Origin of the sequence: Flavobacterium gawalongense (genome assembly GCF_007097265.1) — a bacterium.
Taxonomy (GTDB): domain Bacteria; phylum Bacteroidota; class Bacteroidia; order Flavobacteriales; family Flavobacteriaceae; genus Flavobacterium; species Flavobacterium gawalongense.
Genome location: NZ_VJZP01000012.1, coordinates 80,078 through 92,746 on the forward strand (window position 1 = coordinate 80,078; position 12,669 = coordinate 92,746).

Here is a 12,669-nt window from a genome sequence, read left to right on the forward strand (position 1 = left end):
AATCTTGTTATTTGTTATTTTTTAAAAACAAAGCCTTAATCCATCCGATAAGTAAGTAGAAAAATAATATTGGAATGAAAAGATTTCCTAATTCTGCTAATGAAAATTGTGAATTGGTTACAAAAAGGTTTTTGACAAAATGAGTTAAGTTTTGTGGAAAATAAAGAATAGAGTGTGGGTTTTTGATTACAACAAAATAGACAAAAAACAGTATAAAACTATAGCTAATTAAACCATAAAACAATAAAAAGTAATCAATTGATTTCCAACTTATTTTTGATTTAAAAATAGCTTTTAATTTTAGATAACCGTGTTGCATTAAGTTCGGTTTCTCTAATGCGTCAGACAAAATCCAATATCCGTCACTTCTAGCAAACGGATTCAAGCTGTGTGTGATTGATATGGAATAGATACATGCTAAAAGTATAACTAAATGATTTTGAAAAATTAAACCTATTGAAATTAAAAATATTGTATAAATTAATTCAAAATACATTCCTGCCAAGTTTACAATGATTCTTTGAGATTTTGGCAACTTCCAAATATCAGTAACATCGGCAAAATAGACAGGCATGAATAAATAAAAACCACCTCCGATGCCACCATGTTTTGCTCCAAAATAATGTGCTGCTGATGCATGTCCGAACTCATGAAATGTTACCCCAACAAAACTCAAAAAGAAAAGCAACAACCATTCTGATTTTGCGATATTTGTATGTAATATTTGATTATAAAACGCATAAAAACTAGCAAATAACATTATACTTGTAACCATCAAAATGGCTTTTATTACTTTTGGTAAAAACAAAAATTTTAAATATTTAGTAAGTTTTGATACTGTTTTTTCATTAATGACAATAAAATTCAATTTCAAATAACTGGGTTTTGTGTTTGGTTTTATGTTAATTTCGCTACTTTCGATGATTCCAAATTTTGCCAATTTATTAAATAAAAAATCAAATGCGAAGGCTATCGTTAATACACCATTATGTCTTTCATTATACAAATTGACAAGGCTCCGTAAATCTTGTTTACTATCAATAAGTTGCAAAAAATGATATAGTTCTTTTGATATTTTCACTCTATGGTCAAATTGAGTTTGATGTATAAAAAACTCATTTTTATTTAGAGAATGGTAGCTTATTTCTTTAGAAAGTTGCGGTACTATATTTTTGTTCATATTTGCTAATTGCTTGTAAAACTGATGAGGTTGTAAATAATCTATTAAATTCTTTAGCTCTAACATTCATTCCAAAAGAGGATAGAGGGAAGCAAAGATTTTCGGGTTCAATATTCCTAGAATTTGGAACTTGTAATGCGTTAGAATTCTCCCAAGAACCATCGTCATACTGATTTCGTAATAAATATTCTATTGTTTTCTCGATTTCTAATGATCCCATTTCATTATCAATTAACAGAATTTCTAAAGCCATTCCTGTAAAAAACAAATTTTCTCCATATTTATCTCCGAAACTTCCATTTTCCTTTTGTTGTATTTTGATTTGATTAATAATGCAAATTAATTTCTGTTTTTCGCCAAGAAAATTATACGTTTTAGCCAGATAGTACAAGGTATAAATTGGGCTAGTCCACCAATAACTATTTAGATTTTCTTCAAAATTTTCGTCAAAATAATCTTTAAGTTTTATAAAAGCAAGATCATTTTGATTATACTTTGCCAAAAAATAAAAACTGACGGCACTAACACAATTGTGTGTGTGTATCCAACCATCTACATTATTTATATTAGTATCATCCAATGCTTTTAACAACTTATTTTTATTGTAATAGGTAGAAAAACCACCTTTAAAATTCTGAAACTGCAACCATTTTTCAATAATCTGAGGCTCAATTTTTTTATCATTTAAAAAATAGCAAAGTAGTGCAAAATTGGTTGAATCAGCATCCTCTATCCAAGTGGTGTTATAACTCCATAAAGTTGATAGCGTATTTTTTTCTAAAAACAGTAATGCAATTGAGGTTTCATTTTCAAAAGATTTTTTCAATATTTGATTTTCTGAAATTTTAGAAACTATAAATGCTGTTGCCCAAGTTGTACTAATTCCACCTTGATTGATATACTCTCTCCAACTTCCATTTTTGTTTTGCTTACTTTTTATAAATGCAATTGCTGAATAAATACTATTCGTAGGAGTGTTTCTTGTGATTTTTTGATTTGATAAATTAATTTCAGCCATCAAAATCTCCAAATAATTATCAATTTCATTTATAGCAGTATAGAATGTTTTTTTTGTATCCTCCAATACTTTTTTCCATTCGGGAACATTTGTATTTTCGACTAATTGCAAGGCTTTGTCACAATAAGAAATTCCTAGTTCATACATTTGTTTTGCAACGCCACGTATGTACAAATATTTTTCTAAAACTTCGGGATCATAATTTTCTAAACCTTGTTTTTTTAATAGGTAAATTGCCCAATTGAACTGTCCTTTTTTCATATCAGTTTTCAAATCCTGTATGTCATCATTGAGCTGAAACGCAACCGAAAAATATTTATGAGACAGTAATAATTGCTTGTGTAAGCTTTCGTTCTCATTATCAATACTAAACAAACAATCGATAGCTACTTTACCAAAAGCTGCTTTTTTATCAGCCAATGTTTCGTATTCATCAATTGTAATACTTTGTCTTTCCAAGAATGATTTTTCCAGATAAGTAGCTTCCAAATATTCGTTTCTACGGGAGTTCCAAAGTTTCCAGAAATCATTTTGCAAACCAAAAATACTGGTCAATATCTTGATGCTTTCTTCTTGACAAATGGTGATTACTGGAAATTTTGAAATATCTTTTTCGTCAATTAGAAAATCTGTAAAAATGGTTGCTTGGTAATACAAATAACCCGCAATATTAAGCAATTCTAGATTTTTGTCTAAAATTGAAAATGTTTTTGCAAAAAGCGAAGGGTATTCAAGGTAGTAACTAGGGTTATTATCAATAAAACCTTTGTCTAGAATAATAATTTTGAAGGTTGTTGATATTGATAAATTTTGTACATAAGAACTAATTTTTTGTTTCATTTCAAAAATTTCCAATAACTTCATATTCTTTATTTTTGTCTTTTTTATCGGACACGGACTTTATAAATACTTTCAAATCAGCAGTTAAAGGCAATTGATTTTGATTATTCCAAAAATCCTCAGAGTATGGAAATTTAGCTTTAAAAATATCTTTATCAATAGAAAAATTAGAATTTACTTTTTCGGTGGTAAAACTATTGGCGATAAACAAATTGGCGGTAAAGTCGTAGATTGTACTGGCTTCTTTTTTGTCCCCTAGCAACTCGGTACTTGCTTCTAACCTTGTATTGCTCAAATAATATTTATTAGTCTTTGAGTTTTTAATATAATTTACTGTTATTTTGTATGCAGTAGGTCTAAATTTATGCCCTTTTATTTCTTGATAAGGAATGCTATTAATGTCATTATAAAAATCCAGTACTATCTCTTTTATAGCATAATCTTCTCTGTTTATTAGAAAATAACCATTTAGTTGTTGCTGGGTTTTGTCTTTTAGGACAAAATTAATCTTTCTAAAATTATCATCTACTGATTTTATTTCTGTAAAATCATAATATTTTGTATTATTAAACAGAATGGAGGAACTTAATGTTAAAAACTCATTTAAACTTGGAAATTTAAAATATACAATGTCTTGTTTTTCTTTAATACCAGTTTTTCTCATATTTAGTATTTCTACTGCAAATTCTAATTTTTTGTTAGGGTCTGTTTTAAACACTGAGTTTCTAGACAGTTTGCCATAAATATCTTGTAATCTTACTATTTCACTATTCTGTTTTAATAGACATCTTAAAAAAAAATTTTCAGAATATGTAGTTAAAACATAATTTTTTCCTATGCTATCATGTACTTTTTTTATTATGGATTCTCCATCACTCACTATAACATCTTCTAATTCAATAGGTTTTAGATCCATAAAAATGGTATCCTTATTTTTTAACTTGTCAAATGTAGTTTTGAAATCATTATAACCAAGTAGGTTAAAATTAATTTCGTTTTTTTTTGAAACAAAAACAAAATTTCCTTCTGCATTTGTTGTAGAATTATCACTTACATTAAAAATGTTTACATTTTCTAAAGGTAATTTGGTTGTTTTGTCAACGATAATTTTGCTTGTATGTAAGTTTTGACTTTCTACAGAAAAACTAAAAAAAATAAATAATAAAATAATTAAATCTTGACTTTTCATAAACATTTTAATATATAATAGACAAGAAGTATGCATAACACATACTTCTTGAAAAATTCAACAATTATCAAATCGCTAATTAGCTCCTTACTTTGGTGTGTAAGCTGATGGAGAAACACCAATAACAATAGTGTCTACCCATGCAAATTCATACCTTTTTTCTAATTCTTCCACTTGAAACTCTTGTAGCAACTGCTCTTCTTCTAATAATTGGAAATCCTCTAATAATTGATTTTTTTCTAACATTTTTTAAACTTTTAAGTTAAATACTAATTATTTTTTCAAATATAAAAAACATTATTTTTTCCTCGTACGCTGGCTTTTAAATAAATGTAATCATAATTTGTTTCTCAAAACTAAAGCAATATTTTATTTATGTTTATTCAGAAAAAGCATAATATTTGAATAAAAACAACTATTTTCGTAAGAAAAAACATCTTATGGAAATTAAGTTAAGGCAAATTAGAGAGAAAAAAGGCTTCTCACAAGAACAAATGGCGGAATATCTCAAAATATCCCAATCCCAATATTATAGAAAAGAAAGGGGTACTAGCAAAATTCAAGAAAAAGAATGGGACATTCTTGCCAAAAGTTTGGATGTTAATAAAACTGAATTAAGAGATAAAAATTGGGTATCACCATTTAACAATCATACCGAAGATGGAGGCATTTATTCTTCACACATCATGTATGTTTCTGAACAGCTAGTTTCAGAACTTAAGGAACATGTTTTAACTTTAAAAGAAAAAAATACTTTATTAAAAGAACAATACGAATTTCGGATTAAAGAAAAAGATAAAATGATTGATTTTTTGAAACAAAACAATTCTGTACAAAGCTAAAAAACTATTAAAATCCTAATTAATGCCTAAAATTATCCAAACCTTTTGGGTTTCAAAAGCCCATGAAGATGCATTACTTAATTCAGGCGGCTTTTTATGTCCCGAAATTCACTATATGAGTTGGGCCTTTTCTTGTTTGCAACTCATAAAATTTTATCCAAATGTAGAATTGCATACAAATAAAGCGGGAAAAGAAATTTTAATAAATTTATTAGGATTGCCTTATACCAAAGTTCATCTCTCGTTAGAGACAGAGTTTATGGACAATTTGTTACCATCTATGTGGGCATATTGCAAAATACATACATATAGCCAACAAAAAGAACCTTTTTTACATATAGACGGAGATGTTTTTATTTGGAAACCTTTTGAAACAGTCTTATTGCAATCTCCTTTGATTGTTCAAAACATTGATGAGAATTTGCAAGTATATAATGACTGTTTAGCCATTTTACGAAAGCAAGCTCCATTTTTACCTGATTGGTTAAAATTTTCTGAAAATCAGATTAAAGCTTATAATGCTGGAATTATTGGCGGTAAGGATATTAAGTTTTTTAAGAAGTATACCGATTTAGCGTTTGAATTTTACAATAAAAACTTAAATTTATTTGTTGCTGATAATAAAGAAAATAAGCATATTCACATTATTCCAGAGCAATATTTACTGTATGTGTTAAGCAAAAGTCTTACTATAGATGTTTCAGTACAAAACGACAAAATAGTAAATCGTTCCTCTAATGAATTTAGTCATTTTGTTCAAATAGACAAAATCCCTTTTGATGAAACCTATATGCACATTTTAGGTAATTTCAAAAAAAGTAAAATACATAATGATTTTGTGAGCTTTGTTCTGAAACAAGAATATCCCAAATATTGGCAAAAAATCATGTCTTTTTATGAAGAAAAAGAAATTTTGAGTTCTTATATGAAGCGTCAAATCCAGATGCAAAACAATACTCAAAAAACAGTTTTGCCACAAATAGGAGCTATAAATGAAGAATATTTAAACACTAAATTTTTTTGTAAGTTATTTGATATTAATTTCGAAACTAATAAAGAGGCTGTAAATGGTAATCCTAAGTTACAAGATTTATATATTTTTGAAACAAAAACCATAGAATTTAGCCTTAAAGAATTAAAAAAACACGATATAAAAGAGCCGTCTTTCCCTACATACAATAGGAATCGAGATGTTTTTGAACAACAAGATTATGAAGATTATTACATTGTTGCAAATCCTTATCACGAAATAATTACTACAAAATTTGGATGGAGTGAACATTTGGGAGCTACAAGTAAAGAAGTAATAGATGATATGAATCCGCTTAGAAGTACTATTTTACTTTATTTGGATATGTATTATTTTTCAAATAATTTGGTATGGATAAACGATTCATTGTTGCATTTATTTGAAAAAATTAAGTTAAAACCAACTAAAATAGGAGAGTTTTTAAACAGTGAAAAATTACAATTACAAGATAATGAAGAAAACAACATCCTTTCACTTTTAAAAAAATGGTATGCATATGGAATTATTTATCTTTCCAAATCGGGTTTTATACCACAAGAGCCATCCAAAATTTATATTGAACATCAACTTAACTTAAAAAAACAAATAGCTAGTTGTTTAAATTATATAGTGAATTTTCACAAAATTGAGGACTACAATCCGCTATTTATTTCTCAATTCAATGAAAATCAAAAAATTACTTCTCTTCAAGAAATCATTAACGTTTTAGAAAAATTAAATTTTGAAGCCAAAGGAGTTCGTGGTAATATGAATAATTTGGGTGCAATTACACCTCCTGCAATTGCGCAATTAAAATTAAGAAATTATCTTAAATTGTATGTGATAATTACAAAAGTAACTGATACATATATAACTATATATAATACCGAACTTATGGAAGATGAAACATATAGCAAAAAATATTTTTCAACCATTTGGGACGGAATACTTATTTTAATTTCCCCAAGAATAAGCAACCCAAAATTGCAACTAATGTAGATTATAAAAAAAAACTAAAATACTGACCTACACACATTTATACACTTCACAATCTCCCAAAAAGGTGTAAATTGTCTTTGCGAAAACACAAAATGCGACTTTTGGGTTATTTCAAATTCTCCAAAAAATACCGTTCTTCTATTCTTTTGATGTCTTTTATGGAATTCTTGGCCCAAGCCAATCTTTTTACTAAAATTTCATTTTCGGATAAATGCCAATCAATGTTTGAATTGCGTAATCGATTCGTCAAATTTTGAATAATTATCGCAGCTGAAACCGAGATATTCAAGCTCTCTGTAAAACCAACCATGGGAATTTTCAGAAAACCATCGGCGCGTTGTAAAATTTCTTCAGACAACCCGTCTCTTTCTGTTCCAAAAAATAAAGTGCTTGGTTTCGAAATATCAAAATCTTCCAACAAACAATCATTTTCATGTGGTGTGGTAGCAATGATTTGATACCCTTTACTTTTTAAGGTATCCACACAGTTCGTAATACTGTCGAAAGTGTTGATGTCAACCCATTTTTGAGCGCCCATTGCAATTTCTTTATCGATACTTTTACCATAACGCTGCTCGATAACGTTCAATTCCTGAATTCCAAAAATCTCACAACTGCGCATTACTGCACTCGTATTGTGCATCTGGAAAATATCTTCTACGGCAATGGTAAAATGATTGGTTCTGTTTTGTAATACTTTCAGAAATTTTTCTTTTCGATTATCGGTCAGGATATTTTCGAGAAAATTAAGATAATCGATATCAATCATTGTGGGTTATTTTTTTGGCAAAAATACTAAAAAAGAGTAGCTTAAAATAAATATAGTAATTTTGTCATTTCGACGAAGGAGAAATCACATAACGAGAGCAACAAATATGATTTGTTTCACCTGTTCACTTCGTTCGAGTCTCCTTCGTCGAAATGACAAAATAATGAAAAAAAAATTCCATGAAAAAGAAATTAGTGGTTTTGACCGGAGCTGGAATTAGTGCCGAAAGTGGTATTAAAACCTTTCGGGACAGTGATGGATTATGGGAAGGCCATAACGTCATGGATGTGGCAACTCCCGAAGGTTGGCATAAAAACCCGGCTTTAGTACTCGATTTTTATAATCAAAGACGAAAACAACTCAAAGAAGTAGAACCTAATTTAGGCCATCAAATTCTAGCTGAATTAGAAAATCATTTTGACGTATATATTATCACACAAAATGTAGATGATTTACATGAACGTGCCGGAAGCTCCAATGTGTTGCACTTACATGGAGAATTATTGAAAGTGAGAAGTTCTAAAAATGTAAATTATATTCTGGATTGGCAAGACGATTTGAATTTTGGAGATTTAGATGACAATCAAAACCAACTGCGCCCGCATATCGTTTGGTTTGGTGAGGAAGTACCTGCACTTGATGAAGCAATTGCAATAACACAAAAAGCAGATTATTTTGCTGTCATCGGGACTTCTTTGCAAGTATATCCTGCTGCAGGATTAATAGATTTTACAAATCCAGAAACACCTATTTATTATATTGATCCCAAACCTACAAAAATTCCAAATCTGCGAAATCTATTGGATGTGATTCCTGAAGTGGCATCTGAAGGAATGAAAATACTAAAAAAGAAGCTTACCGAGTTTATTTAAAAAACCATTCGTTTTCTAATTTGTCACGAAAGGTTTATATTTGTGCCTTTCGAACAAACAACTAAACAATGACTACTTTAAACGAATTGAATGCTATATCGCCAATCGACGGAAGATATAGAAACAAGACTATTTCGCTGGCTCCATTTTTCTCTGAAGAAGCTTTAATCAAATACCGCGTATTGGTTGAAATTGAATACTTTATTGCTTTGTGCGAAGTGCCGCTGCCACAACTTGCAGCTGTAAACCCGAATTTATTCGAAAGTTTACGTAACATCTATAAAAATTTCTCTACTGAAGATGCCCTTTGGATCAAAGAAACTGAAAAAGTAACCAACCACGATGTAAAAGCGGTGGAATACTTTATCAAAGATGCTTTTGAAAAATTAGGCTTATCAGAATATAAAGAGTTTATCCACTTTGGATTGACTTCTCAAGATATTAATAACACGGCGATTCCTTTATCTACAAAAGAAGCTTTCGAGAAAGTGTACATGCCTTCTTTGATTACTTTAACTTCAAAATTGAAAGATTTAAGTGTGGAATGGAAGGACATTCCAATGCTTGCCCGTACACATGGACAACCAGCTTCTCCAACTCGTTTGGGTAAAGAAATTGGTGTTTTTGTAGAACGTTTAGAAGAACAAATGCGTTTGTTGTTCAACATTCCTTTTGCAGCTAAATTTGGCGGTGCAACAGGGAATTACAATGCACATCATGTGGCATACCCACAAATTGACTGGAGAAAATTCGGAGGGAAATTTGTGGAAGAAAACCTTGGTTTACATCACTCCTTCCCTACTACCCAAATTGAACATTACGATCATTTCGCAGCATTTTTTGATGCATTAAAAAGAATTAATACTATAATCATTGATTTGGACCGAGATATTTGGACGTATGTTTCGATGGAATATTTCAAACAAAAAATCAAAGCGGGAGAAATAGGTTCATCCGCAATGCCACATAAAGTAAACCCAATTGATTTTGAAAATTCAGAAGGAAATTTAGGAATAGCCAATGCAATTTTTGAGCATTTATCAGCTAAATTACCATTGTCAAGATTACAACGTGATTTGACGGATAGTACGGTTTTGAGAAATATTGGTGTACCAATGGGGCATACGCTAATCGCTTTTGAAGCTACTTTGAAAGGATTAAACAAATTGTTATTGAACGAACCAAAATTCCACGAAGATTTAGAGAAAAACTGGGCTGTTGTTGCCGAAGCGATTCAAACGATTTTACGTCGTGAAGCATATCCTAATCCTTATGAAGCATTGAAAGGATTGACAAGAACGAATGAAGCGATTGATAAAAAAGCGATTCACGGTTTTATAGCAACCTTAGACGTTTCGGATGAAATTAAAGCAGAGTTGATGCAAATTACTCCAAGTAATTTCTTGGGAATATAAGTTTTAAGAAATTATCCAAATTTGTAAAATCCCGTTGAAAAGAGAAAAAAAAATCTTTTCAACGGGATTTTTATTGTTTATAAGATTTTAAAAAAGACTATTTTAACTAAAAATACACTTTAAAAATTAAAGTTTTTTTATATCTTACCAATATACACAAAACCCTTAAAACACAAGTAAACGCCTATGAATACAGCCGAAACAGTAGCAAACGCATCGCACCACTTACAGCCTCTAATTAGTGATTTAGGATTAATTCTGATGACAGCTGCCGTTGCAGTTTTGTTGTTTAAAAAAATAAAGCAACCGCTTGTCTTAGGATATTTGATTGCTGGATTTTTGGCTGGAAATCATTTTGATTTTTTCCCTTCTGTAAAAGATATTAAAAGCGTAGAAGTTTGGGCAGAGATTGGAGTCATATTTTTATTATTTAGTTTAGGTTTGGAATTCAGTTTTAAGAAACTGATGAAAGTGGGTGGAACTGCTTCTATTACAGCTGTCACTCAAATTATTGCAATGGTTGCCATCGGCTATTTGGTCGGTCAATGGATTGGTTGGAAACCAATGGACAGTATCTTTTTAGGAGTTATCCTTTCGATTTCATCCACAACTATTATTCTAAAAACATTTGATGAACTGGGAGTAAAAACCCAAAAATTTGCTGGAATTGTTATTGGTTCGCTCATTGTTCAGGATATTATCGCCATTTTAATGATGGTATTGCTTTCCACTATTGCGGTGAGTCAACAATTTTCAGGAGGTGAATTGCTTCAATCTGTTTTCAAACTGATCTTTTTCTTGACAATATGGTTTGTGGGTGGCATCTTTTTCATCCCGACTTTACTCAAAAAAGCAAAAAGCTTATTGACGGACGAAATGTTGTTAATCATCTCACTTGCTTTGTGCTTGATGATGGTAATTCTGGCAGCTAATGTAGGTTTTTCTCCCGCTTTAGGAGCTTTCATCATGGGATCCATCATTGCCGAAACGACTCAGGCAGAACACATCGAACATTTAGTTAAACCTGTTAAAGACCTATTCGGAGCTGTGTTTTTCGTATCCGTTGGTATGTTAATTAATCCAGATACATTGTCAAAATATGCTTTGCCTGTCGCTATTTTGACATTCGTAGTGATTATAGGACAATCCATAAGTTCAACAATTGGTGCTTTACTTTCAGGACAACCGCTGAAACAATCGGTGCAAACCGGAATGAGTTTGTCGCAAATTGGGGAATTCTCATTTATTATCGCAACACTGGGAATGACTCTGAATGTAACCAGTGATTTTCTCTATCCAATTGTAGTGGCTGTTTCAGCAGTGACCACTTTTACCACCCCTTTTATGGTAAAATTCGCCACTCCATTTTCGGAATATCTGGAAAAGAAGTTGCCTCGAAAATGGACTAAAAAAATTGAACGTTATAGTGCCAATGCCCAATCCATCAAGTCAGTAAGCAACTGGCAAATAGTCGTACGCGCTTTTCTGACTCAAGTAATCATCCACTCCGTAATTATTGTTGCCATTATTCTAATTTCATCTAAATTTATTCTGCCATTAGTTAAAGGGTCTCAATTTGGAAATACATTTGGCGCGTTGATTACTTTAATAATAATATCTCCTTTTTTATGGGCACTTTCATTGCGACGAGTTGCAGTAAAAGAAGTAGCCATTTTGAGGGAGGAACGCAAATATCGTGGCCCTGTCTTGATGATGATTTTACTGCGAATGCTACTAACCCTTTTTTACATCGGATTTTTATTAAATATCTTTTTCTCTCCCATAATCGCTTTTATAGCTTTGATTGCTGCTGTTGTTGTGTATTTTGTCTTTCCAAAAAAGTTAAATGCACAATACCACAAAATTGAAAATCACTTTCTTGAAAATTTAAATGCCAGAGAAATTATTAAAGCCAAAAGAAGCAGAAGCCATTTAACACCTTGGGATGGCCACATGACCACTTTTGATATTGCGGCAACCTCCAATATTGCTGGAAAAACATTAGATGAATTACGAATTCGGGAAAAAATGGGAATTAATATCGCTTTCATCAAACGTGGAGAGATCATGATTAATATTCCAAATAAAAATGAACGTTTGTTCCCTGGAGATGAAATTTGTGTCATTGGAACGGATAACCAAGTCAAGGAATTTAAATCCTATTTACATCAAAATGAAATAGAAATTCCAGAAAAAGCTACTGAAACAGATATTATCTTAAAACAATTGGAACTCGACGAAGAGGAGTTTATAGGTAAAAATATCAAGGATTCTCAATTACGGGAAAAAACAAAAGGTCTAATTGTAGGGATTGAAAGAAAAGGAAATCGGATTCTTAATCCTGAATCCAGTCTGATATTGGAGAAAAATGATATTCTTTGGGTGGTAGGCAGTAAAAAACTACTAACTACTTTTTTCAAAAATTAACACTAAATAAAGTATAGTGCAAATTATTGTTTTAGGTATAGGCACTTTGGTCGCACTTATTAAGTACTGATTTTATTGACATTTATTTATAATTTACCATCTTTCTTAT

The 12,669-nt window shown here is 30.7% G+C and carries 10 protein-coding genes; 5 read left to right on the forward strand and 5 right to left on the reverse strand.

The features are described from left to right. Positions 1-7 precede the first annotated feature (7 nt). The 4 genes from FNW38_RS08725 to FNW38_RS17475 all read right to left on the reverse strand — a co-directional run bounded on the left by FNW38_RS08725 (position 8) and on the right by FNW38_RS17475 (position 4,473). Positions 8-1,180 carry a peptidase, M50 family protein gene (locus FNW38_RS08725; protein WP_143388186.1) on the reverse strand — a complete coding sequence of 391 codons (1,173 nt, stop codon included), beginning with the start codon at positions 1,178-1,180 and terminating at the stop codon, positions 8-10. Next, positions 1,149-3,062: a prenyltransferase/squalene oxidase repeat-containing protein gene (locus FNW38_RS08730; RefSeq protein ID WP_143388187.1), complete on the reverse strand. Its 1,914-nt coding sequence runs from the start codon at positions 3,060-3,062 to the stop codon at positions 1,149-1,151. Before FNW38_RS08730 ends, FNW38_RS08725 begins: the two co-directional genes overlap by 32 nt. Next, positions 3,040-4,227 (reverse strand): peptidase associated/transthyretin-like domain-containing protein, encoded by a 1,188-nt coding sequence (locus FNW38_RS08735; protein ID WP_143388188.1) that lies wholly within the window; start codon positions 4,225-4,227, stop codon positions 3,040-3,042. The genes FNW38_RS08730 and FNW38_RS08735 overlap by 23 nt, the downstream gene beginning before the upstream one ends. 87 nt (positions 4,228-4,314) lie before the next feature. Continuing rightward, entirely contained in the window at positions 4,315-4,473 is a 159-nt protein-coding gene (locus FNW38_RS17475) for a hypothetical protein (RefSeq protein ID WP_185963116.1), read from the reverse strand. Between the two features lie 194 nt (positions 4,474-4,667). Here FNW38_RS17475 and FNW38_RS08740 point away from each other — a divergent pair, with 194 nt between their 5' ends. Beyond that, complete coding sequence (locus tag FNW38_RS08740; RefSeq protein WP_144064794.1) at positions 4,668-5,069, forward strand: helix-turn-helix domain-containing protein; 402 nt, start codon at positions 4,668-4,670, stop codon at positions 5,067-5,069. 22 nt (positions 5,070-5,091) lie between these two features. Then, positions 5,092-7,077, forward strand: a complete 1,986-nt coding sequence (locus FNW38_RS08745; RefSeq protein WP_143388190.1) for a DUF6734 family protein — start codon at positions 5,092-5,094, stop codon at positions 7,075-7,077. A 106-nt stretch (positions 7,078-7,183) separates the two neighbouring features. On the opposite strand, the gene FNW38_RS08750 is transcribed toward FNW38_RS08745, so the two are convergent. After that, positions 7,184-7,846, reverse strand: a complete 663-nt coding sequence (locus tag FNW38_RS08750; protein WP_143388191.1) for a TrmH family RNA methyltransferase — start codon at positions 7,844-7,846, stop codon at positions 7,184-7,186. Positions 7,847-8,025: 179 nt separating this feature from the next. Here FNW38_RS08750 and FNW38_RS08755 point away from each other — a divergent pair, with 179 nt between their 5' ends. The 3 genes from FNW38_RS08755 to FNW38_RS08765 all read left to right on the forward strand — a co-directional run bounded on the left by FNW38_RS08755 (position 8,026) and on the right by FNW38_RS08765 (position 12,560). Continuing rightward, positions 8,026-8,718: an SIR2 family NAD-dependent protein deacylase gene (locus FNW38_RS08755; protein WP_143388192.1), complete on the forward strand. Its 693-nt coding sequence runs from the start codon at positions 8,026-8,028 to the stop codon at positions 8,716-8,718. A gap of 68 nt (positions 8,719-8,786) precedes the next feature. Next, on the forward strand, positions 8,787-10,133 hold the full coding sequence (gene purB / locus FNW38_RS08760) for an adenylosuccinate lyase (protein ID WP_143388193.1): 1,347 nt from the start codon (positions 8,787-8,789) through the stop codon (positions 10,131-10,133). Between the two features lie 186 nt (positions 10,134-10,319). Continuing rightward, positions 10,320-12,560: a cation:proton antiporter domain-containing protein gene (locus FNW38_RS08765; protein WP_143388194.1), complete on the forward strand. Its 2,241-nt coding sequence runs from the start codon at positions 10,320-10,322 to the stop codon at positions 12,558-12,560. Positions 12,561-12,669 lie beyond the last annotated feature (109 nt).